Raw genomic sequence first — 21,874 nt, 5'->3', positions numbered from 1 at the left:
CAGCCCGGAATTCAGTTCAGCCCGGGGATGAGGGAGATGACCATGTCGATGATCTTGATGCCGATGAACGGGGCGACCAGTCCGCCGAATCCGTAGATCCCGAGGTTGCGCCGGAGCATCGAGTCGGCGCCGCTGGGCCGGTAGCGCACGCCCTTCAGGGCGAGCGGGACCAGCGCGATGATGATCAGCGCGTTGAAGATCACGGCCGACAGGATCGCGGACTGGGGCGAGGACAGCTGCATGATGTTGAGCTTGTCCAGGCCGGGGTGGACCACGGCGAACATCGCGGGGATGATCGCGAAGTACTTCGCGACGTCGTTGGCGATCGAGAACGTCGTCAGCGCGCCACGGGTGATGAGCAGCTGCTTGCCGATCTCGACGATCTCGATCAGCTTGGTCGGGTTGGAGTCCAGGTCCACCATGTTCCCGGCCTCCTTGGCGGCCGAGGTTCCGGTGTTCATGGCCACGCCGACGTCCGCCTGGGCCAGCGCGGGCGCGTCGTTGGTGCCGTCGCCCGTCATCGCGACGAGCTTGCCGCCCGCCTGCTCCCGCTTGATGAGGGCCATCTTGTCCTCGGGCGTGGCCTCGGCGAGGAAGTCGTCGACCCCCGCCTCCTCGGCGATGGCCTTCGCGGTCAGCGGGTTGTCACCCGTGATCATGACCGTCCTGATGCCCATCCGGCGCAGCTCGTCGAACCGCTCCCGCACGCCTTCCTTGACGACGTCCTTGAGGTGGATGACGCCCAGGACGCGGGCACCGTGCTCGTTCTCCAGGGCCACCAGCAGCGGCGTGCCGCCCGCCTCGGAGATCCGGTCGGTGAGCGCCTGCGCGTCCGGCGAGACACTGCCGCCCCGCCCCTCGACCCAGGCGACGACCGAACCGGTCGCGCCCTTGCGGACCCTGTGCCCGTCGACGTCCACGCCCGACATCCGCGTCTGGGCGGTGAACGCGACCCACTCGGCCTGCCGCAGCTCGCCCTGGTGGCGTTCGCGCAGCCCGTACTTCTCCTTGGCGAGCACGACGATCGAGCGGCCCTCGGGCGTCTCGTCGGCCAGGGAGGACAACTGGGCCGCGTCGGCCAGTTCGGCCTCGGTCGTGCCCTTGACGGGGACGAACTCGGCGGCCTGCCGGTTGCCGAGTGTGATGGTGCCGGTTTTGTCGAGCAGCAGCGTCGAGACGTCTCCGGCGGCCTCGACGGCGCGCCCGGACATCGCGAGCACATTGCGTTGGACGAGGCGGTCCATGCCGGCGATACCGATCGCGGAGAGCAGGGCGCCGATGGTCGTCGGGATCAGGCAGACCAGCAGGGCGGTCAGCACGATCATCGACTGCTTCTGACCGGCGTAGATCGCGAAGGGCTGGAGGGTGACGACGGCGAGCAGGAAGACGACGGTGAGGGACGCGAGCAAAATGTTCAGCGCGATCTCGTTGGGCGTCTTCTGCCGGGCGGCGCCTTCCACCAGCGCGATCATCCGGTCGATGAACGTCTCGCCGGGCTTGGTGGTGATCTTGATGACGATCCGGTCGGAGAGCACCTTCGTACCGCCGGTGACGGCGCTGCGGTCGCCACCGGACTCCCGGATGACCGGCGCCGACTCCCCCGTGATCGCGGACTCGTCCACGCTCGCGACACCCTCGACGACGTCTCCGTCGCCGGGAATGATGTCGCCGGCCTCGCAGACCACCAGATCACCGACGCGCAGCTCGGCGCCCGGTACCCGCTCCTCGTTCCTGCCGGTCATCCGCCGGGCCACGGCGTCGGTCTTGGCCTTGCGCAGGGTGTCGGCCTGCGCCTTGCCGCGGCCCTCGGCGACCGCCTCCGCCAGGTTGGCGAAGATCGTGGTCAGCCACAGCCAGACGGCGATCGCCCAGCCGAACCAGTCGCCCGGGTCCAGGCAGGCCAGCACGGTGGTGAACACCGAACCGATCAGCACCACGAACATCACCGGGGCCTTGATCATCACCCGGGGGTCGAGCTTGCGTATGGCGTCGGGGAAGGACTTCAGCAGCTGCTTGGGGTCGAACAGGCCCCCGCCGACGCGTCCTTCGCTCTGGTGACCCGTGGGTGTGTCCTGGTGCGGTGCACGGGTGGGGGTGACAGTGGACATCGAGTCCTCTTGCTCCGTACGGGTGGTCATGACGCCAGCCCTTCGGCCAACGGCCCCAGCGCCAGGGCCGGGAAGTAGGTCAGCCCGGTGATGATCAGGATCGTGCCGACCAGCAGCCCGCTGAAGAGCGGCTTGTGCGTGCCCAGGGTTCCCACCGTCGCCGGTACGGGCTTCTGCCCGGCGAGCGAGCCGGCCAGCGCCAGTACGAACACCATCGGCAGGAACCGGCCCAGCAGCATCGCGAGACCGATCGTCGTGTTGAACCACTGCGTGTCCGCGTTCAGCCCGGCGAACGCCGAACCGTTGTTGTTCGCACCCGAGGTGTAGGCGTACAGCACCTCGGAGAATCCGTGCGCGCCGGAATTCAGCATCGAGTGGGGCGGGGTGGGCAGGGCCATCGCCGCGGCGGTGAAGCAGAGCACCAGCGCCGGGGTGATCAGGATGTAGCAGGCCGCGAGCTTGATCTCGCGGGTGCCGATCTTCTTGCCGAGGTACTCGGGCGTACGACCGACCATCAGGCCCGCGATGAACACCGCGATGATCGCCATGATCAACATGCCGTAGAGGCCGGAGCCGACACCGCCGGGCGCGATCTCGCCGAGCTGCATGCCCAGCATCGTGATCCCGCCGCCGAGCCCCGTGTACGAGGAGTGGAACGAGTTCACCGCACCGGTCGAGGTGAGTGTGGTGGCCACGGCGAAGATCGACGAACCGGCGATCCCGAACCGGGTCTCCTTGCCCTCCATCGCCCCGCCCGCGATGTCGAAGGCGGGCCCGTGGTGGGTAAATTCGGTCCACATCATCAGGGTGGTGAAGCCCAGCCAGATGACGCCCATCGCCGCCAGGATCGCGTAACCCTGCTTGAGCGAGCCGACCATCCGGCCGAACGTCCGCGTCAGCGCGAACGGAATGACCAGGATGAGGAAGATCTCGAACAGGTTGGACAGCCCATTGGGGTTCTCGAACGGGTGGGCCGAGTTGGCGTTGAAGTAGCCGCCGCCGTTCGTACCCAGCTCCTTGATGACCTCCTGGGAGGCCACGGCGCCACCGTTCCACTGCTGCGAGCCGCCCATGAACTGGCCGACCTCATGGATGCCGGCGAAGTTCTGGATGGCACCGCAGGCGACCAGTACCAACGCGCCCACCACGGAGATCGGCACCAGGACGCGCACCGTGCCGCGCACCAGGTCGGCCCAGAAGTTGCCGAGTTCACCGGTACGGGACCTGGCGAAGCCCCGTACGAGTGCGACCGCGACGGCGATGCCGACTGCGGCCGAGACGAAGTTCTGCACGGCGAGGCCGCCGGTCTGGACGACGTGACCCATGGCCTGCTCGCCCGCGTACGACTGCCAGTTGGTGTTCGCGACGAACGACGCAGCTGTGTTGAACGCCTGGTCCGGGTCGATCGAGGAGAAGCCCAGCGAACCGGGCAGGCTGCCCTGGAGCCGTTGGAGCAGGTAGAGGAAGAGAACACTCACCGCGGAGAAGGCGAGCACACCACGCAGATACGCGGGCCAGTGCATCTCCGTGTTCGGATCGGCGCCGATGGCCTTGTACATCCACTTCTCGACGCGAAGGTGCTTCTTCGAGGAGTAGACGGCGGCCATGTGGTCGCCGAGCGGTCGGTACGCCAGTCCCAGCGCCGCAACGAGCGCGAGGACCTGGAGCACGCCGGCGAGGACGGGGCTCATATCGGGCTCAGAACCTCTCCGGGTACAGGAGGGCGAGGACGAGATAGCCCAGCAGGGCCACGGCCACGACGAGGCCGACAACGTTTTCGGCGGTCACAGCTTGGACACCCCCTTGGCGATGAGAGCCACCAACGCGAACACCGCGATCGTGGTGACGACGAAGGCCACGTCGGCCATCGTGTGCTCCTGGATGAGGTACGGATTCTCGGACCTCATGAGCAAACCTCGCGGCAAAGGCGTCGCGGCCTGCGTTGATGGCTTCCTTACGGGGAACGCCGGGCCCTTGACGGCCCGCATACGTGCCTCATACGCGACCCATACGCGCCCCTTTTGTGCGCTCCCCGGAGCCGGTCCGGGAACGCGAAAAGGCCGGTGGGCCGCACCCCCTCGAAAGGGGGTACGGCCCACCGGCCGAAGCTGTACCGGGCGGCTGTCCGGCTCGGCTCAGCGCACCTCGGTGATCTCGGGTCCGCGCTGGAGCTGGCCCATGCCTCCGGAGAACTTCGAGTTCTCCTGGCTCTCCTGCTGGACGCCCTCGGGCACCATCTGGGCGTCGTCGGGAAGCTTGAGGACGATCGGGTCGCGCGGCGCCATCGGGCCCTCGCCGCGGACGACCACGGTGTCCCGGAAGACCGTCTCCAGCAGCCCTGCCGCCTCCGGCTGCACGGCGCCCTGGCCGGAGATCACGCCGCGCAGGAACCAGCGCGGCCCGTCGACGCCGACGAAGCGCACCAGCTGCACGCCGTTCGTCCCGTCCGGGAGCTGCACGGGGACCTGGGCTCGCAGCTCCCAGCCCAGCGGGCCCTCGACCTCGTCGATGATCCCGCCCTGCTGGGTGATGCCCGAAGCGATCTCCTCGCGGACCTCGCCCCAGATGCCCTCCTTCTTGGGGGCGGCGAAGGCCTGCAGCTGGATGGCGCTGTCGCGCAGCACCACAGTCGCCGCGACGATCGCGTCACCGGCCACCTCGACGCGCAGCTCCATGCCCTCGACGCCGGGCACGAAGATGCCGCCCAGGTCGACCCGGCCCTCGCCGGGCCGGGAGACCTCGGTGATGTCCCACGGTCCGTCCGGCCGCGGCGCGGGCGGGAGATTCACCCGACGCGAGCCGCTGTCGGCCCCATCGGCGTCATCGAGCTCGTCGACGACCTGCTCGGCCTCGCGCGCTTCGTCCGCCACGTCCTCGGCGGAACCACTCTTCTTGCGACGTCCGAACACGTCACTGTCCTTCCCGGTCGGGTACGACCGAAGCGTAGCTGTTCCCGCCCTGGGTATTCCCGCCCCTGACGCCATCAACATCACCGGAAGCGTGGCCTCCGGTGGAACCGAAGCCTCCCTCGCCGCGAGCCGAGCCGGGGAGCTCCGCCACCTCGTGGAAGCGCACCTTCTCGACCTGCTGGACGACCAGTTGGGCAATCCGGTCGAACCGCTCGAACCGCACGGGCTCGCGCGGGTCGAGATTGACGACGATCACCTTGATCTCTCCACGGTACCCGGCATCAACCGTCCCCGGGGCATTCACGAGTGCGACTCCGCAGCGTGCTGCGAGGCCGGACCGCGGGTGCACGAACGCGGCGTACCCGTCGGGCAGCGCGATCGACACCCCGGTGGGCAGCACGGCCCGCTCGCCCGGGGCGAGTTCGGCGGCCTCGGTGGTCACCAGATCGACCCCGGCGTCGCCCGGATGCCCGTAGGCCGGAATCGGCACTTCCGGGTCGACACGGCGGATCAGTACGTCCACGGGACGGCGCATCAGGGGTTCACCTCGAACGCGCGAGCGCGCTTGACCTGGTCCGGGTCGGCCATCGCCGCCCGGATCTCGGCCGGGCGGCCGTTCTCGATGAAGTGGTCGACCTTGACCTCGATGAAGAGGGCCTCGGCACGGACCGCCACGGGTCCGTCCGGCCCGCCGATCCGGCCGGTCGCCCGGGAGTAGATCTTCCGGCCGTGCACAGCGGTGATCTCGGCGTCGAGGTGCAGCACGGTGTCCACCGGGACCGGCAGCACGAAGTCGGTCTCCAGCCGCCCGGTCACCGCGATCACCCGCAGCAGCCAGTTCAGCGAGCCGAGAGTCTCGTCCAGCGCCGTGGTCAGAATGCCCCCGTGCGCCAGGCCCGGAGCGCCCTGGTGGGCGGCCTGCACGGTGAACTCGGCGGTGACACCGACCCCCTCACCGGCCCGCGCCTGGAGATGCAGCCCGTGCCGCTGTCCGTCGCCGCAGCCGAAACAGTGTTCGTAGTGCGCGCCGAGGAGTTCGCCGGGGGCCGGGGCTTCGGGGTGTCGGACCGGTTTCACCGCGCCGACCGGGGGCTTCAGAGCCGCAGATGTTCCACTCACAGGCGCAGACCTTACCCGCGCGGCCACCCGGGGGTCGCGCCGTGCCAAGCTTGGGTCCATGCAGCCTTCCACCCCGCCCTTCGACGAACGACTGACCGCGCCCCGTTCGTGGTGGCTCATCGCCTTCCTGGTCGGCATCGCCTGTGCCCTGATGCTGCTCCCGCTCGGCACCCTGCCGCTGCTGGCCGGCCTGGTGGGCGGCACGGCCCTGTCGGCGGTCGCGGTGAGCTCGTACGGCTCGGCCAGGATCCGCGTGGTCGCGGGCGCCCTGGTGGCCGGTGACGCGCGGATCCCGGTGACGGCGCTCGGCGAGGCCGAGGTCCTGGACGCGGAGGAGGCCCGCGCGTGGCGCTCGTACAAGGCGGACACCCGCGCGTTCATGCTGCTGCGCAGCTACATCCCGACGGCGGTCCGCGTGGAGGTCACCGACCCGCAGGACCCGACGCCGTACGTCTATCTGTCGACCCGCGAGCCGCAGGCCCTGGTCGCGGCGCTCAGCGCGGTACGGGCGTAGCCCCTAGGGCTCCGGCTCGCCCGGCTCCGGCTCGCCCGGCTCCAGCATTCCCGGCTCCAGCATTCCCGGCAGGTCCTTGCTTCGGAGGCGGCCCGGCCGCTCCAGCGGAGGCTGCGGCGGGAGCCGGTCCCAGGGGATCTGGCGCTTGCGCAGGTCCTTCCTGACCCGTTCGGCGAGCTTTCTGGTGTCGCGCCGGTTCATCATCGCGCCGACGGCGGCCCCGACGAGGAACGGGGCGAGATTCGGCAGATCGCGCACCATGCGCTTCGTGATCTGCTGGCGCAGCTCGCGCTTCATCCGGCCGCCCAGCGCCGCGTCGACCGTCGCCGGGAGGGTGACGTCGATGCCGCGCTCGTGCGTCCAGGACGTGAGGTAGGCGCCGGAACGCTGGGTGATGCCGCCCGGTGGGCGCAGCCCGTAGACCTCGTACAGCTCGGCGATGAGCTTCATCTCGATCGCGGCCACACCGCTGATCTCCGCCGCCAGTTCGGCGAGCATGGCGGGCGGCACGGGCATCATGGCCGCCGCGCCGATACCGGCGCCGACGGCTGCGGTGGACTTGCTCGCCCCTGCGATGAGCTTGTCGGCGAGCCCCTCGGGCCCGAGGCCCGGGAACTGCTTGCGCAGGGTGGCGAGATCACGCACAGGGATGCGGGGAGCGTTCTGGATGATCAGGTCGGCAATATGACCGATCGCGGCCCTGGCGCTCTCCCCGCCCTTGCGTGCTCCCCGTTTCACTGAACTCAGACGGCCTGCCCCGGTCACGGGCTCCGTCCTGTCGACCTGTCCGGCCCCATCGGCCGTGTCGACTTCTGCTTCTTCTTCGGCTGCCGTGACTGCTTCGAGCGAGGCCCACCGGCCCCGCTCGTCGTCCCACTCACCCGGGGAGGGTGGCAGGGCGGACCGCTCAGCAGGCGCTGCTACGCCTTCTGCCGGGCCTGTGCCGCCCTGATTCGCCTCCGACGACCTTCTGCGCCGCAAGCGTCGCTTCCGGAACGGTGTGTCGCCTGCCACGGTCGGCTCGACCTAGTCGCAGTCGCGGCAGATCGGCTGGCCGTTCTTCTCGCGCGCCAACTGGCTCCTGTGGTGCACGAGGAAGCAGCTCATGCACGTGAACTCGTCGGCTTGCTTGGGCAGGACCCTTACGGCCAGTTCTTCGTTGGACAGGTCTGCGCCGGGCAGCTCCAGTCCTTCGGCCGCGTCGAACTCGTCGACGTCGACGGCGGACGCCGTCTTGTCGCTCCGGCGTGCCTTGAGCTCTTCAAGGCTGTCCTGGTCGACGTCGTCATCGGTCTTGCGTGGGGTGTCGTAATCCGTTGCCATGTCGCCTCTCCCCCTCTGGGTGTCTGCGGTGTCTCAGCGCACGTAACGCGTGAGAGGCCGGACTTGTGCCCGACCCGAGGCGGAGATTTTGCCTCACATCAAGGTCTGTTACTCAATCGACACCCAAAAGAACCGCTCGTGAGCGATCAGCTTGGGTGGCGATGGGGACCGTACACGGTCCCGGTATCGCGCTCCACGGGCGCCACCCCGTGTACTTCCCGTGATATTGGACCCCGAAAACCCTGACTTTTGCGGGTTTTCCGGCGAAGGCCCTGATCACGGAGCGTTGACGTGCCTGTATTCGCTCATGTGATCGATCACACACGTCCACTCCGGGTGCAGGTCCCGAAAATTCCGCTCAAAGCGAACAAGGCAAATTCGTGTGCGGATCGCTTGGCCCTGCCTGTCAGACCGGAAGTGAGACACGCATCACAAGACCACCCCCCTCGCGGGGTTCGGCGAGGATACGGCCGCCGTGAGCGCGCGCCACGGACCTCGCGATCGACAGGCCGAGCCCCACCCCCTTGTCGCTGCCCGTTCGCTCCGTACGGAGCCGTCTGAAGGGCTCGAAGAGGTTGTCGATCTCGTAGGCGGGGACCACGGGTCCCGTGTTCGAGACCACCAGCACGGCCTGGCCGGACTGCAGCTCGGTGGTGACCTCCACCCAGCCCTCCTCCGGGACGTTGTAGCGCACGGCGTTCTGTACGAGGTTCAGCGCGATCCGCTCCAGCAGGACGCCGTTGCCCTGGACGACGGCGGGGGCCCGCTCGCCGCGGATCTCCACGCCGCGTTCCTCGGCCTCGCCGCGCGTCTGGTCGATCGCGCGCGATGCCACCTCGGCGAGGTCGACGGGTTTGCGCTCGACGATCTGATTGTCACTGCGGGCGAGCAGCAACAGGCCCTCGACCAGCTGCTCGCTGCGCTCGTTGGTGGCCAGCAGGGTCTTGCCGAGCTGCTTCAGCTCCGGCGGGGCCTGGGGATCGGAGAGATGGACCTCCAGGAGCGTGCGGTTGATGGCGAGTGGGGTGCGCAGTTCGTGCGACGCGTTCCCGACGAATCTCTGCTGGGCCGTGAAGGCCCGCTCCAGGCGGTCGAGCATCTCGTCGAAGGTGTCGGCGAGCTCCTTCAGCTCGTCGTCCGGGCCGTCCAGCTCGATCCGGCGGGACAGATCGGTTCCGGCCACCCGGCGGGCGGTGCGGGTGATCCGGCCCAGCGGGGAGAGCACCCGGCCCGCCATGGCGTAGCCGAAGGCGAAGGCGATGACGCTGAGACCGACCAGGGCCAGCAGCGACCGGTTGAGGAGGGTGTCCAGCGCCTGCTGGCGCTGGTGGTTGACGCAGGTGTTCATGGCCGCGTTGGCGGCTTCGTTTGTGGTGATGCCGCTGAAGTTGCACACGTCACTGGTGACCTGGCCGCTCACGATCTTGAACGGCAGCTCGCTGCCGACATGGAGGGCCTCGGCGGCCAGCATGTAGATGATCGAGAGGAGCAGGATGCCGGCGATCAGGAACATGCCCCCGTACAGCAGCGTGAGCCGTATGCGGATGGTCGGACGCAGCCAGTAGGGCGGCTCCTGATGTTTGGGCTCCCAGGTGGGCTTCGGAGGCGCCGTCGGCGGCGCGGGGACGGTGGGCATCGGCTATCAGATCCGGTAGCCGGAGCCGGGCACGGTGACGATCACGGGCGGCTCGCCGAGTTTGCGGCGCAGCGTCATGACGGTCACGCGCACGACATTGGTGAACGGGTCGGTGTTCTCGTCCCAGGCCTTCTCCAGCAGCTGCTCGGCCGAGACGACGGCGCCCTCGCTGCGCATCAGGACCTCCAGCACGGCGAACTCCTTCGGCGCGAGCTGGATCTCGGTCTCGCCCCGGAAGACCTCGCGGCGGTTGGGGTCGAGCTTGATCCCGGCACGCTCCAGGACGGGCGGCAACGCCACCGTCGTCCGCCGGCCCAGCGCCCGTACCCGCGCGGTGAGCTCGCTGAAGGCGAACGGCTTGGGCAGATAGTCGTCGGCACCCAGCTCCAGCCCCTGCACCCGGTCGCTGACGTCCCCGGACGCGGTGAGCATGAGCACCCGGGTGGGCATGCCCAGCTCGACGATCCGCCGGCAGACGTCGTCGCCGTGCACCAGGGGGAGGTCCCGGTCCAGCACCACGACGTCGTAGTCGTTGACCTCGATGCGCTCCAGGGCCGCCGCACCGTCGTACACGACATCGACGGCCATGGCCTCACGGCGCAATCCAGTGGCCACCGCATCGGCGAGCAGCTGCTCGTCCTCCACGACGAGTACGCGCACGGCGCTGTCCTTCCTTAGAAACTTCAGTACGTAGGTGACTTCAGAACGTCTCGATGTGCCCACGGTCCGTAATGCGGCCGCTCATCAGCATCGGTCTGTGCTGCTCCATCCTGCCCGCAACGCGTATAAACCGGCGGTAAGGCGGCGCTCGTCCGCCGGGGCCCCGGGGAATCCACAGGATTTCCGGGCCAGTTGAGGTTTCTCTGAGCTTGGTGCCGGGGAGGACGCATGCACACCCGCGATCACGCCTCGAATGTGGCGTACCACAGGCCACTCCGTCCCCGGAGAGCGCGTGATCACCCGCCCTACCGCCTCCGTGCGGAGGGAAACCCGGGCACACCCCCGTGCCACCGACCCACGATGAGGGGGCGCATTATGGACGCTTTCACCGCCGGTCTGCTGCAACGCATCAAGACCACCGAGTCCGACCTCACGAAAGCTCGGGAGACGGGCGACGACTTCCTCGCGGATGTCGAGCAGGGCGAGCTGGACGACCTGCACCGCCTCGCCGCCGAGCACGGCGTCGAAATCGGCGCCACCAGCGCCTGAGCCGCGCGAGAGGGGCCCCTGACGCCGCACACGGCGTCAGGGGCCCCTCTCGCGCGCCGGGAGGACCCGGGCGACCGGTTCTAGTCGTGCCAGGCGCCGAGCTCCTCCAGCAGGGCCTGCAGCGGCTCGAAGACACCCGGCGTCGCGGCGACCGTCAGGTCCCCGTCGGCGGGCCGCCCGGGACGGCCGCCGGTGTACGCCCCCGCCTCACGGGCGATGAGGTCACCGGCCGCCAGGTCCCACGGGTGGAGTCCGCGCTCGTAGTAGCCGTCGAGGCGCCCCGCGGCCACATCGCAGAGGTCCACGGCGGCGGAACCGCTGCGCCGGATGTCGCGCAGCCGCGGGATCAGCTGCTGGGCCACGTCCGCCTGGTGCGCACGGACGTGACCGACGTAGTTGAAGCCGGTCGAGACGAGCGCCTGGTCGAGCGGCGGCGCGGGCCGGCAGCGCAGTGCGGTGCCCTCGCCGTACACGCCACCCTTCGCGTGGGCGCCGCCGCCGAGCACCGCCCGGTACGTCTCACGGCGCATCGGGGCCTCCACGACACCCACGACCCGCTCGCCGTCCCGTTCGGCGGCGATGGAGACGGCCCACGTGGGCAGTCCGTACAGGTAGTTCACGGTGCCGTCGAGCGGGTCGATGACCCAGCGGATACCGCTGCTGCCCGCCGCGCTGGCCCCCTCCTCGCCGAGGAAGCCGTCCTGGGGGCGGCGCTCGGCCAGGAAGCCGGTGATCAGCTTCTCGGCGGCGATGTCCATCTCGGTGACGACGTCGATCGGGCTGGACTTGGTCGCGGCCACCCCCAGGTCGGCGGGGCGGCCGTCGCGCAGCAGCGCACCGGCGCGGCGGGCGGCCTCCAGGGCGAGGTCGAGCAGTTCGGACAGGTTCGGGTCGGTCACGGCGCTCCAGGGGCTCCAGGCATGCGGCGGGGGCTACGCGTACGGGCTGTCGGCGCCCGCGGCGGCGGGCTTGAGAGTCCGGGCCGGACAGCAGCCGACCGGGCAGAGATCGTGGCTCGGGCCGAGCGCTCCCAGGGCGCACCGCTGCGGGCCATACCCCTGTTCGGTGGCGGCGCGCTCCAGCACCAGGTCGCGCACGGCCGCGGCGAACCGCGGGTCGGCGCCCACGGTCGCGGACCTGCGCACCGGGAGCCCGAGCTCGGCGGCCTTCGCGGTGGCCTCCGTGTCGAGGTCGTACAGCACTTCCATGTGGTCCGAGACGAAACCGATGGGGGCCATCACCACCGCGGGCACGCCGTCGCCGTGCAGCGTCTCCAGGTGGTCGCAGATGTCGGGCTCCAGCCACGGGATGTGCGGGGCGCCGCTGCGCGACTGGTAGACGAGCTGCCAGGGGTGCTCGAAGCCGGTCTCCTCGCGCACCGCGTCGACGATCAGGCGGGCGACGTCCAGGTGCTCGGCGACATAGGCGCCGCCGTCGCCGTGCTCCGCGACGGGGCCGGAGGTGTCGGCTGCGGAGGTGGGGATGGAGTGCGTGGTGAACGCGAGGTGCGCCCCGGCCCGTACGTCCTCGGGGAGATCGGCCAGGGAGGCGAGGACACCGTCCACCATGGGCCGTACGAATCCGGGGTGGTTGAAGTAGTGCCGGAGCTTGTCGACCCGGGGCACGGGCAGGCCCTCGGCCTCCAGGGCGGCCAGTGACTCGGCGAGGTTCTCGCGGTACTGCCGGCAGCCCGAGTACGAGGCGTAGGCGCTGGTGGCGAGGACGGCGACGCGGCGGCGCCCGTCCTTGATCATCTCGCGCAGGGTGTCGGTGAGGTACGGCGCCCAGTTGCGGTTGCCCCAGTACACCGGCAGATCGAGTCCGTGCTCCGCGAAGTCCTTGCGCAGGGCGTCCAGCAGGGCTCCGTTCTGGGCGTTGATCGGGCTGACGCCGCCGAACAGGAAGTAGTGCTTGCCGACCTCCTTCAGCCGCTCCTCGGGGATGCCGCGGCCACGGGTCACGTTCGCCAGGAACGGGACCACGTCGTCCGGGCCTTCGGGGCCACCGAAGGAGAGCAGCAACAGGGCGTCGTAAGGAGCGGGATCGCGCAGATCGGACATGACAGCGATCCTGCCACCCGCCTCGGACAGCGCTCCCACCGACGTCGGTTCCCCGGCCGACCCCCGTGTCGGACCGGCCACCCCGACCGTAAGCTGTACCGGCCACATTCACGCATTACAGGCGCGTGCGATCACGCTGTTCCGGAGCCTTCCTTGCCCAGTCCCTACCGTGCGATTTTCGCCGCCCCCGGCACCAAGGGGTTCTCGGCGGCCGGATTCCTCGGCCGGATGCCGCTGTCCATGATGGGCATCGGTGTGGTGACCATGGTTTCGCAGCTCACCGGCCGTTACGGGCTCGCCGGTGCGCTCTCCGCGACGCTGGCGATGTCGGCGGCGGTGATCGGGCCGCAGATCTCCCGGCTCGTCGACCGGCACGGGCAGCGCCGCGTCCTGCGTCCCGCCACCTTCGTCGCGCTGGCGGCGGTGGCCGGTCTGCTGATCTGCGCGCAGCAGCGACTGCCGGACTGGTCGCTCTTCGTCTTCGCGGCGGGCGCGGGCTGCGTCCCCAGCGTGGGTTCGATGATCCGGGCGCGTTGGGCGGAGATCTACCGCGGTACGTCGCAGCAACTGCACACCGCGTACTCGTGGGAGTCGATCGTCGACGAGGTGTGCTTCATCTTCGGGCCGATCATCTCGATCGGCCTGTCCACCGCATGGTTCCCCGAGGCGGGGCCGCTCATAGCGGCCGGGTTCCTGCTGGTCGGCGTCTTCTGGCTGACCGCGCAGCGCGCCACCGAGCCGGTGCCGCATCCGCGCGAGCAGCACACCGGCGGCACCGCGCTGCGCGCCCGGGGCCTCCAGGTGCTCGTGGTGACGTTCGTGGCGACCGGTGCGATCTTCGGGGCGGTCGACGTGGTGACGGTGGCGTTCGCCGAGGAACGGGGCCACAAGGCCGCTGCGAGCCTCGTGCTGGCCGTGTACGCGCTCGGTTCCTGCCTGGCCGGCGCCGTCTTCGGGCTGCTGCGCCTCAAGGGAAAGGCGTCCACCCGGTGGCTGGTGGGCGTGTGCGCGATGGCCGTGAGTATGATCCCCCTCCAACTGGCCGGGAGCCTCCCGTTTCTGGCCGTGGCGCTCTTTGTCGCGGGGCTCGCCATCGCACCGACGATGGTCACCACCATGGCCCTCGTCGAGCAGCACGTACCGCGCACCAAACTGACCGAGGGCATGACCTGGACCAGCACCGGGCTCGCCGTCGGTGTGGCGCTCGGCTCCTCGGCCGCCGGCTGGGTGGTCGACGCCTCCGGAGCCGAGGCGGGGTACGCGGTGCCTGTCGTGGCGGGAGCGCTCGCGGCCGCGGTGGCGTTCCTGGGGTATCGCCGGCTCAGCGGGCCGGTTCCTACGGAAGGGCGCGCGGAAGATGACGGACACCGACGCACGGACGACGACGAACGCGTGGCGTAACTGGGCGGGGAATGTCAGCTCCCGTCCGGTACGGGCCGTGTCCCCCGCCTCCGTGGCGGAGCTCGCCGAAGTGCTGCGCCGGGCGTCCGAGGACGGCCTGCGGGTGAAGCCGGTCGGCACCGGACACTCCTTCACCGCGACGGCGGCCACCGACGGCGTGCTGATCCGCCCCGATCTCCTCACCGGCATCCGGAAGATCGACCGTGCGGCGATGACCGTGACCGTCGAGGCCGGCACTCCGCTGAAGCGGCTGAACACCGCCCTGGCACGGGAGGGCCTGTCGCTCACCAACATGGGCGACATCATGGAGCAGACGGTCGCCGGGGCCACCTCGACCGGCACCCACGGCACCGGCCGCGACTCGGCGTCCATATCCGCGCAGATCCGCGCCCTCGAACTGGTCACGGCCGACGGTACGGTGCTGACCTGTTCGGAGAAGGAGAACGCCGACATCTTCGCCGTCGCGCGGATCGGGCTCGGCGCCCTGGGGGTCGTCACGGCGATCACCTTCGCCGTGGAACCGGTCTTCCTGCTGACGGCCCGTGAGGAACCGATGAGCTTCGACCGGGTCACGGCCGACTTCGACGAGCTGGTCGCCGACAACGAACACTTCGAGTTCTACTGGTTCCCGCACACCGGCAACTGCAACACCAAGCGCAACAACCGCAGCGCGGGCCCCGCCGCCCCGCCCGGGAAGGTCAGCGGCTGGATCGAGGACGAGCTCCTCTCCAACGGGATCTTCCAGGTGGCGTGTTCGCTCGGCCGGGCGGTCCCCGCCACCATTCCGTCGATCGCCAAGCTCTCCAGTCGCGCCCTGTCCGCCCGTACGTACACCGACATCCCGTACAAGGTCTTCACCAGTCCGCGCCGGGTCCGTTTCGTGGAGATGGAGTACGCCCTGCCGCGCGAGGCCGCCGTGGAGGCGCTGCGCGAGGTCAGGGCGATGGTGGAGCGTTCGCCGCTGCGGATCAGCTTCCCGGTGGAGGTACGGACCGCCCCCGCGGACGACATCGCGCTCTCCACGGCCTCGGGCCGTCAGAGCGCGTACATCGCCGTCCACCTGTACAAGGGCACGCCCTACCAGGCGTACTTCACGGCCGTCGAGCGGATCATGACCGCCCACGCCGGCCGCCCGCACTGGGGCAAGGTCAACACCCGCGACGCCGAGTACCTCGCCGGGGTGTACCCACGCTTCGGCGAGTTCACCGCCGTACGCGACCGGCTGGACCCGGACCGGCTGTTCGGCAACGACTATCTGCGCCGGGTGCTGGGCGACTGAGCGGCGCGGCCGTTCACTGTCCGGTGCCCGTGCCCGTGATGGTGCCGTCGCCCTGCGCCGGGGCGTCGCCCGCGCCCGTGGGGTTCGGGGCAGCGGTGCCGCCGTCGCCGGGCACCGCCGGGGACGGCGTGGCCGCCGGGGACGGGTTCGTCTGTCCGGTGTTGCCGGACGGCGTGGGGCTGGGCGTCGGATCGGCGGAGGAACGGTCGCCCTGACCGGAGTCCGGGTTCCGGCTCTGCCCGCCCTGCGAGTCCGTACCGGGTGTCGCACCGCTCTCCTGGCCCGGGCTCCGCTCCTGGCCGGAGTCGGTGCCGGTCAACGGTGCCGGGTCGTGCGATCCGGCCCCCCGCTCCCCGCGAACGACGGAGCCGACGGTGGTTCCCTGACCGCCGCTCAGACCATTGCCGGAGACCAGCTCGAACGTGGTGATCCCGGCCATCGTCACGGCGAAGACCACGGCCGCCCCGAGCGCCGACCGCTTCCAGCCGCGGATCCGGGTGCCGTGGGTGGTGGCTTCGGAGAACTCCTCGTCCGGCTCCGGACGGACCCTCCAGGGTCCGTCCGGCTCCGGACGGACCCTGGAGAGCGGCCGCGTCCCATCGAGCGGCCTCAGCAACCGCGTACGGTCCGGATCGTCCGCCATCTTGCGCAGTACGGTCGTGGCGTCCGTCTCGCCGCGCATGGCCGCGGCATCCACGGCGCGCATCATCGTGGTCGCGTCCATGGCTCCGTCGGCCGTGCCGGCCGGTGGTCGTCGCACCCCCTGCGCCGCGCGCGGGTCGCTCGTCCCGCGCGTCTGTACGGTCACCTCACGGCCCGGCTGCTTCACCTGGACCGTCACTTCGCGGATCTGTTCCCCGGTGCGGCGGAAGAAGTGCTGGAAGAGCGAACCGCCGCAGGTGGCGACGACGCTCATCACTCCGGCACCGAGGATCGTTCCGTACACACCCAGCTGAGAGGCCGCCACCGCTGCCGCGATCGCCGCCACGGCGCTGCCCGCCACCTGAGGCAGGCTCAGATCTATACGCCTTTCCTTGGGCTCTATGTCACTTTCCGGCTTCTGCACCATTTCCAGCCCTTGATTGACATCTCTCCCACCATGCAACAGGAAGGGACATTTGAGCGAAGTGAATAGTTCCGCTTCAGGAGATTCTGTGAAGCAGGACACGCACGAAAGGCACCCCGCCCCCTGCCGGCCAACTCGGCCCCCCCGCCTCACGAGAAGTTCGGCGGCGCGGCGGGCCACCCACATGGCCCGAATGGAGTACTGTGGCGAGCCCTGGGGCCGGACTCCCACGTGGGCGTCCGGGATCTTCGGGAGGGGGCCGAAGGAGGCACTCGATCCGGCGGCGCCACGTCATTGCACGGGGACTGGCTACACGAGGTGACCATCGGTCACTTCGTGTTGCACAATAGGTCACCGTGTCATACCGGCGATCAAGGGCTCACGCCCGACACGCCGGGCAACACGGCAATGTTGTGGCAGGCTGCACCCGGGCAGGCCACACTCGACTAGCGGAAGCAGCGACGCACGTGACGTCGGCAGGCACCACCCGGGAGGTCCCCATGCCCGAACTGCGTGTCGTGGCCGTCTCCAACGACGGCACACGACTGGTGCTCAAGGCTGCGGACAGCACGGAGTACACGCTTCCGATCGACGAGCGGCTGCGAGCCGCCGTGCGCAACGACCGCGCACGGCTCGGCCAGATCGAGATCGAGGTGGAGAGCCACCTCCGCCCCCGCGACATCCAGGCCCGGATACGAGCCGGTGCCTCCGCGGAGGAAGTCGCCCAGTTCGCCGGGATTCCCGTCGACCGTGTCCGTCGCTTCGAGGGCCCCGTACTCGCGGAGCGCGCCTTCATGGCCGAGCGAGCCCGGAAGACTCCCGTACGCCGTCCCGGCGAGAACACCGGCCCCCAGCTCGGCGAGGCGGTGCAGGAGCGGCTGTTGCTGCGCGGCGCCGACAGGGAGACCGTCCAGTGGGACTCCTGGCGCCGCGACGACGGCACCTGGGAGGTCCTGCTCGTCTACCGGGTCGCGGGCGAGCCGCACTCGGCGAGCTGGACGTACGACGCGCCGCGCCGGCTGGTCCAGGCCGTGGACGACGAGGCCCGGTCACTGATCGGCGAGACCGACGACGTCGCCGCGCCCGAGCCGAGCTTCCCGTTCGTGCCCCGGATCGCCCGGCTGCCCCGCGACCGGCCGCTGGACCGCGCCCTGGACCGCCAGATGGAGCGCCCCACGGCCCCGGTGCCCGAGCCGGAGGAGCACATCGGCGGCATCTCGGCCGGTGAGCGCGATTCGCTGACCAGCCTGCTGGAGGCGGTACCCAGCTTCCGCGGCGACATGGTGGTGCCAGAGCGTCCCGCGCCGCCCGAGCCGCCCGCCATCGAGCCCGCCGCGCAGGAGCCGGAGGCCGACGAGCCGCCGGCCGCGGCGGCCTCCGCCGGTGCCGGATCCGCCTATGCGGATGTGCTGATGCCGCGGGCGGTGGCCGGTCATCGCGACCGGCTGACCGGGACGACGGACCGCCAGGCCGAGGCGGACGGCGTCCGGCCGGGCCGCCGGGCCGCCGTACCGAGCTGGGACGAGATCGTCTTCGGTACGCGCCGGAAGAAGCAGGACTAGTGTCGTGACCGGCAATGTTTGCCGCGTCCGGGCAAAGCTTGCCGGGAGGGGCACCAGAGGCGGGGTGACCGCAGCATGACGAGGGCCCGTACGCCGATGCGTACGGGCCCTCGTGTCGTCTGCGCCCGGCGCACCGCGTGCGCCCCGTGCGACCGGATCCCGTTACGGCGGTTCCGGTCACGGTGGCCGGTGCGGGCTCCGTTACTGCGGGTCGGGGCCCTTGGCCACCGGGCGGGACTCGTCGGCGGACCACTCGGACCAGGAGCCCGCGTACAGCTCCGCGGGGATCCCGGCGACGGCCAGGGCCAGCACCTCATGGGCGCCGGAGACGCCGGAGCCGCAGTAGACGCCGACCTCTGGCGCCCGGTCCGCGCCAAGGCCCTTGAAGCGGGCCGCCAGCGACGACGCGGGCAGGAACCGGCCGTCGTCCCCAGTGTTCTCGGAGGTCGGCGCCGACACCGCGCCCGGGATATGGCCGCCCACCCGGTCGATCGGCTCCACATCTCCCCGGTAGCGCTCCGCGGCCCGCGCGTCGAGCAGCAGCCCGGAGCGGGCCAGCGCCGCCGCCCCATCCGCGTCCAGCAACGGCAGAGCACCGGGGACCGGCCGGAAGTCGCCCTCGGCGGGCGTCGGGGCCTCCGTTTCGAGATCCCCCTGCCAGGCCGCGAGCCCGCCGTCCAGGACCCGGACGTCTTCGTGCCCCGTCCAGCGCAGCAGCCACCACGCGCGGGCCGCAGCCCAGCCTTGGCCACCGTCGTACACGACCACGGGAGTGTCCCGGGAGACACCGGCCCGGCGCATCACCGCACCGAATTCCTCCGGGTCGGGCAGCGGGTGACGGCCGCCCCTGCCTGCCGGGCCGGCGAGTTCCGCGTCCAGATCGACGAAGACCGCACCGGGGATGTGCCCGGCCTCGTAGTCGGGGCGGCCGTGCGGGCCGCCCAGCTGCCAACGTACGTCCAGGAGCACCGGCGGACGTGGCCCCGCCGACTCGCTCATGCATTCGGATGCGGTGATGATGGGCTTCATGCGCGCCATCCTCGCGCAGGAGCCTCCCCACCCGTAACAGCACCCAGGCGGACGTTTCACACCAAAACGGTCCACCGCCGTCGAGATCCCGGAAAGTACGGCGCGGCCGGGGCGCGTCGTGCGCCGGGTGGTGCAAACATCTCCACGGGGCGTACACATCCTGTACCGCATGGTGGCACACCGGCCCCGTTCACCCCGTACGGCCACCACGATGGTCCGAGGAGAGAGTGACGATGACGGAGGCTGCAGCCCGACGCACGCCCGGAACACCTTGCTGGGTGAGTCTGCTCGTGCACGGCCTGAGCACGACCCAGGACTTCTACGCCCGGCTGTTCGGCTGGGAGTTCGTGCCCGGCCCGGACCAGCTGGGTCCATACGTCCGCGCGCTGATCGACGGGAAAGTGGTCGCGGGCATCGGACAGTTGCCGCCCGACCGCCATCTGCCGGTCGCCTGGACGACCTATCTGGCCACCGACGACGCCGACACCACGGCGGAAGTGATCCGTTCCTGCGGCGGCACGGTCGCCGTCGGGCCGCTCGACTCGGGTGATGCGGGCGAGGCGGGGCGGCTCGCCATTGCCTCCGACCCCAGCGGCGCGGTCTTCGGGATCTGGCAGGCCGCCGCGCACGTCGGTACGGCGCTCGCGGGCACCCACGGCACGCCGGTCTGGAACGAGCTGGTGACCCGCGAGACGTCGACGGTCTGCAAGTTCTACCAGACGGTTTTCGGCTACGAGGCGGAGGCGGTCGTCTCGGCCGACTTCGACTACCAGACCCTTCATCTGCACGGCCGTCCGGTGGCCTCGCTGCACGGTGTCGGCCGCGCCCTGCCGCGCGACCGCGGCCCGCACTGGATGACGTACTTCGAGGTCGACGACACCGACGAGGCAGCGCATCGCGTGGTGGAATTCGGCGGATACGTTCTGCAGCCGCCCCGCAAGGGGTCGAACGGCCGGGTGGCGACCGTGGCGGACCCGGAGGGCGCGGTGTTCACGATCGTACGGTCGGCCGCTCGCTGAGCCACCGGGCCGCGGGGCGGATCAGCCGGTCCGGAACCGTTCCACATGCCGGTGGGCCGGGCCGGCCAGCCGGGTGTGCAGCTCGTCGAAGAGCTCGGACGCCTCGGTTCCGCTCCACTCGGCCGGCAGCAGTTCACGCGGGACACCGGGATCGAGGTAGACGAGCCGGCGCCAGTCGGTGAGGACCCGGATGTACGTCGTGAACGCCTCGCGGTCCGTCACCGGGCTGCCGCCCGCGATCCGCTCGGCCACCGGACGGTGTGCCGCGAGGAATGCGACGTACAGCCGCTGCAGCCGGACGGTGTCCCACCAGGAACGCACCTTCGCGGGCAGGCCCCCGTTCCCGTCCCCCGCCACGGAGAGATAGTCGGCCCGGAAGAGGTCGGCGTACGAGCGCAGCCCGTGCCGGGCCAGCATGTCCTCTGCCTCACCGTGCACGTGTCCCGGTGCGATCCACACACCGGCGGACACAGAGCCGAAACCGAGCCGGGTCAGCTGGGTGCGCAGGGTGTGCCGCTTGGCGCGTTCGGACTCGGGTACGGAGAAGACGACCAGCACCCAGCCCTCGTCCACGGTGGCCCTTCGGGCTGCGAAGATGCGCGGGTCGCCGTCGCGCAGAATCCGCTCGGTCTCGGGCGAGATCCGGTAACCGGCCGCTCCGGACACCGATTCGGCTTCGAGCAGTCCGGCGCGCTTCAGCCGCGAGACCGAGGACCGTACGGTCGGCGCCTCGACGCCGAGGTCGGCGAGCAGCTGGATCAGCGAGGCCACGGACATCCAGCCGCCGGTGTCGCGCGCGTACAGCCCGTAGACCGTCACGATCAGCTGCCGCGGCTGCACCTTGCCCAGTGGGCCCGGTTCGGACTCGGCCTCTGTTCCGCGCACCGTGTTCACAGCGTCATCCTAAGCATCCGTGCCGGACGCCCGGAGGGACGGGGTCAGGCGGAGGTGACGGGCAGCACGTCCGGTGAGAGGGAGCCCGCGCGGGCGCTCGCGCTGGTCGTCCTGCGCTGGTGGTGGCGTCGGCAGAGCACCTCGTAACCGACCTCGCCCGCCTGCTGGTTGACGTCCCCCACGACCACCTGGGCGCCTTCGACGACCATCGCGCCGCCGACCGTACGGGCGTTGTGCGTGGCCCGGGCACCGCACCAGCAGAGCGCTTCGACCTGGAGGGTCTCGACCCGGTCGGCCAGTTCGATCAGCCGCTGGGATCCGGGGAACAGCTTGGTCCGGAAGTCGGTGGTGATACCGAACGCGAAGACGTCCATGCCCAGGTCGTCGACGACCCGGGCGAGCTGGTCGATCTGGACGGGAGCCAGGAACTGCGCCTCGTCCACGATCACGTAGTCCGCCCGGCCGCCCCGGCTTATGAGGTCGACGAGGTGCGCGTACAGATCCATGCCCTCGTCGGCCTCGACGGCCTCGGTGACCAGACCCAGACGTGAGGAGAGCTTGCCCTCCCCCGCCCGGTCGTCACGGGTGAAGATCACGCCCTGCAGGCCGCGGGCCGAACGGTTGTGGCCGATCTGCAGCGCCAACGTGCTCTTTCCGCAGTCCATCGTTCCGGAGAAGAACACAAGCTCGGGCATGAGGGGCTGAGCACCTTTCGGGCGGGGCAAAGCAGTCGAAGGGGAGACCGG

General features: G+C 70.3%; 23 protein-coding genes. 6 read left to right on the top strand and 17 right to left on the bottom strand.

All coding sequences use genetic code 11. The features are described from left to right. Positions 1–11: 11 nt before the first annotated feature. The 7 genes from kdpB to OH735_RS28550 all read right to left on the bottom strand — a co-directional run bounded on the left by kdpB (position 12) and on the right by OH735_RS28550 (position 6,136). Positions 12–2,138: a potassium-transporting ATPase subunit KdpB gene (kdpB, locus tag OH735_RS28580; protein WP_406384494.1), complete on the bottom strand. Its 2,127-nt coding sequence runs from the start codon at positions 2,136–2,138 to the stop codon at positions 12–14. Then, positions 2,135–3,799 (bottom strand): potassium-transporting ATPase subunit KdpA, encoded by a 1,665-nt coding sequence (gene kdpA / locus OH735_RS28575; protein ID WP_406384493.1) that lies wholly within the window; start codon positions 3,797–3,799, stop codon positions 2,135–2,137. Before kdpA ends, kdpB begins: the two co-directional genes overlap by 4 nt. A gap of 7 nt (positions 3,800–3,806) precedes the next feature. Continuing rightward, complete coding sequence (gene kdpF, locus OH735_RS28570) at positions 3,807–3,896, bottom strand: K(+)-transporting ATPase subunit F (protein WP_037777601.1); 90 nt, start codon at positions 3,894–3,896, stop codon at positions 3,807–3,809. Beyond that, the gene (locus OH735_RS28565; protein WP_406384492.1) at positions 3,893–4,015 is read right to left on the bottom strand and encodes a hypothetical protein; all 123 of its coding nucleotides are present in this window, start codon (positions 4,013–4,015) and stop codon (positions 3,893–3,895) included. The genes kdpF and OH735_RS28565 overlap by 4 nt, the downstream gene beginning before the upstream one ends. 228 nt (positions 4,016–4,243) lie before the next feature. Continuing rightward, positions 4,244–5,017 (bottom strand): DUF3710 domain-containing protein, encoded by a 774-nt coding sequence (locus tag OH735_RS28560; protein WP_406384491.1) that lies wholly within the window; start codon positions 5,015–5,017, stop codon positions 4,244–4,246. A gap of 1 nt (position 5,018) precedes the next feature. Continuing rightward, complete coding sequence (gene dut / locus OH735_RS28555) at positions 5,019–5,552, bottom strand: dUTP diphosphatase (RefSeq protein ID WP_406384490.1); 534 nt, start codon at positions 5,550–5,552, stop codon at positions 5,019–5,021. Then, complete coding sequence (locus OH735_RS28550; RefSeq protein WP_406384489.1) at positions 5,552–6,136, bottom strand: PaaI family thioesterase; 585 nt, start codon at positions 6,134–6,136, stop codon at positions 5,552–5,554. The genes dut and OH735_RS28550 overlap by 1 nt, the downstream gene beginning before the upstream one ends. A gap of 58 nt (positions 6,137–6,194) precedes the next feature. Between OH735_RS28550 and OH735_RS28545 the strand changes: the two genes are divergently transcribed. Beyond that, a complete protein-coding gene (locus OH735_RS28545) occupies positions 6,195–6,650 on the top strand; it encodes a DUF3093 domain-containing protein (protein ID WP_406384488.1) in 456 nt (151 codons plus the stop codon). 3 nt (positions 6,651–6,653) lie between these two features. Here the strand turns inward: OH735_RS28545 and OH735_RS28540 are convergent, their stop codons facing one another. From OH735_RS28540 to OH735_RS28525, 4 genes are all read right to left on the bottom strand, one after another. Beyond that, a complete protein-coding gene (locus OH735_RS28540; protein WP_406384487.1) occupies positions 6,654–7,664 on the bottom strand; it encodes a hypothetical protein in 1,011 nt (336 codons plus the stop codon). Between the two features lie 12 nt (positions 7,665–7,676). Beyond that, positions 7,677–7,973, bottom strand: a complete 297-nt coding sequence (locus OH735_RS28535) for a DUF4193 domain-containing protein (RefSeq protein WP_003965732.1) — start codon at positions 7,971–7,973, stop codon at positions 7,677–7,679. A 406-nt stretch (positions 7,974–8,379) separates the two neighbouring features. After that, positions 8,380–9,609: a sensor histidine kinase gene (locus tag OH735_RS28530; RefSeq protein WP_406384486.1), complete on the bottom strand. Its 1,230-nt coding sequence runs from the start codon at positions 9,607–9,609 to the stop codon at positions 8,380–8,382. Positions 9,610–9,615: 6 nt separating this feature from the next. Further along, a complete protein-coding gene (locus tag OH735_RS28525) occupies positions 9,616–10,269 on the bottom strand; it encodes a response regulator transcription factor (protein WP_406384485.1) in 654 nt (217 codons plus the stop codon). 375 nt (positions 10,270–10,644) lie between these two features. On the opposite strand from OH735_RS28525, the gene OH735_RS28520 reads away from it, so the two are divergent. After that, the gene (locus OH735_RS28520; protein WP_266749192.1) at positions 10,645–10,818 is read left to right on the top strand and encodes a hypothetical protein; all 174 of its coding nucleotides are present in this window, start codon (positions 10,645–10,647) and stop codon (positions 10,816–10,818) included. Positions 10,819–10,898: 80 nt separating this feature from the next. On the opposite strand, the gene OH735_RS28515 is transcribed toward OH735_RS28520, so the two are convergent. Both OH735_RS28515 and OH735_RS28510 read right to left on the bottom strand, forming a co-directional pair. Continuing rightward, positions 10,899–11,717 carry an inositol monophosphatase family protein gene (locus OH735_RS28515; protein WP_406384484.1) on the bottom strand — a complete coding sequence of 273 codons (819 nt, stop codon included), beginning with the start codon at positions 11,715–11,717 and terminating at the stop codon, positions 10,899–10,901. Between the two features lie 33 nt (positions 11,718–11,750). Then, a complete protein-coding gene (locus OH735_RS28510; RefSeq protein ID WP_406384483.1) occupies positions 11,751–12,878 on the bottom strand; it encodes a ferrochelatase in 1,128 nt (375 codons plus the stop codon). Between the two features lie 153 nt (positions 12,879–13,031). On the opposite strand from OH735_RS28510, the gene OH735_RS28505 reads away from it, so the two are divergent. Continuing rightward, positions 13,032–14,279: an MFS transporter gene (locus OH735_RS28505; protein WP_406384482.1), complete on the top strand. Its 1,248-nt coding sequence runs from the start codon at positions 13,032–13,034 to the stop codon at positions 14,277–14,279. Next, on the top strand, positions 14,236–15,558 hold the full coding sequence (locus OH735_RS28500) for a D-arabinono-1,4-lactone oxidase (RefSeq protein WP_406384481.1): 1,323 nt from the start codon (positions 14,236–14,238) through the stop codon (positions 15,556–15,558). The genes OH735_RS28505 and OH735_RS28500 overlap by 44 nt, the downstream gene beginning before the upstream one ends. Positions 15,559–15,571: 13 nt before the next feature. Here OH735_RS28500 and OH735_RS28495 read toward each other — a convergent pair whose 3' ends face one another. Then, positions 15,572–16,627 carry a hypothetical protein gene (locus tag OH735_RS28495; RefSeq protein WP_406384480.1) on the bottom strand — a complete coding sequence of 352 codons (1,056 nt, stop codon included), beginning with the start codon at positions 16,625–16,627 and terminating at the stop codon, positions 15,572–15,574. A gap of 497 nt (positions 16,628–17,124) precedes the next feature. Between OH735_RS28495 and sepH the strand changes: the two genes are divergently transcribed. Further along, positions 17,125–18,186, top strand: a complete 1,062-nt coding sequence (gene sepH, locus OH735_RS28490; protein WP_406384478.1) for a septation protein SepH — start codon at positions 17,125–17,127, stop codon at positions 18,184–18,186. A 201-nt stretch (positions 18,187–18,387) separates the two neighbouring features. Here the strand turns inward: sepH and OH735_RS28485 are convergent, their stop codons facing one another. Then, positions 18,388–19,215, bottom strand: coding sequence for a sulfurtransferase (locus OH735_RS28485; protein ID WP_406384477.1), 828 nt, complete (start codon positions 19,213–19,215; stop codon positions 18,388–18,390). 233 nt (positions 19,216–19,448) lie between these two features. Here OH735_RS28485 and OH735_RS28480 point away from each other — a divergent pair, with 233 nt between their 5' ends. Next, complete coding sequence (locus OH735_RS28480) at positions 19,449–20,234, top strand: VOC family protein (RefSeq protein WP_406384476.1); 786 nt, start codon at positions 19,449–19,451, stop codon at positions 20,232–20,234. 21 nt (positions 20,235–20,255) lie between these two features. Here the strand turns inward: OH735_RS28480 and OH735_RS28475 are convergent, their stop codons facing one another. Beyond that, positions 20,256–21,128 carry a PaaX family transcriptional regulator C-terminal domain-containing protein gene (locus tag OH735_RS28475; protein WP_406384474.1) on the bottom strand — a complete coding sequence of 291 codons (873 nt, stop codon included), beginning with the start codon at positions 21,126–21,128 and terminating at the stop codon, positions 20,256–20,258. 44 nt (positions 21,129–21,172) lie between these two features. After that, positions 21,173–21,823, bottom strand: a complete 651-nt coding sequence (locus OH735_RS28470; RefSeq protein ID WP_406384473.1) for a thymidine kinase — start codon at positions 21,821–21,823, stop codon at positions 21,173–21,175. Positions 21,824–21,874 lie beyond the last annotated feature (51 nt).

It is taken from the genome of Streptomyces sp. NBC_01618 (assembly GCF_045209435.1).
Taxonomy (GTDB): Bacteria; Actinomycetota; Actinomycetes; order Streptomycetales; family Streptomycetaceae; genus Streptomyces.
Note: the sequence above shows the minus strand (reverse complement) of the source record. Positions and strands in the feature narration are given on the sequence as shown.